This is a genomic window from Streptomyces tricolor, from assembly GCF_002155905.1.
Classification (GTDB): domain Bacteria; phylum Actinomycetota; class Actinomycetes; order Streptomycetales; family Streptomycetaceae; genus Streptomyces; species Streptomyces tricolor.
The window spans coordinates 1-296 of the sequence record NZ_MUMF01000018.1; the positions used below are offsets into that span (position 1 = coordinate 1).

Annotated in this window: 1 protein-coding gene; it reads right to left on the minus strand. The window is 74.3% G+C overall.

Annotation, left to right across the window (positions count from 1 at the left end; translation table 11 throughout):
• A partial coding sequence (locus tag CCN44_RS45820; protein WP_244203879.1) for an aminotransferase class III-fold pyridoxal phosphate-dependent enzyme occupies window positions 1-296 on the minus strand: 296 nt, incomplete at both ends.

Consider the following 296-nt stretch of genomic DNA (forward strand, 5'->3'; position numbering starts at 1 on the left):
GCACCTTCTCCAGCGCGGCCAGCGCGGACCGCAGCTCCTCCGCCGTGATGGTCAGCGGCGGCGCCAGCCGGATCGTGGAGCCATGGGTGTCCTTGACCAGGATCCCCTCGCGCATCAGACGCTCGCTGATCTCGCGGCCGGTGCCCAGCGCCGGGTCGACGTCCACGCCGGCCCACAGCCCGCGCGAGCGGAACCCGGTGACGCCCTTGCCGGCCAGCTCGGTCAGCCCGTCCCGCAGGATCACCCCCAGCTCGGCCGCCCGGCGCTGGAACTCCCCGGTCTCCAGCAGCTCGACC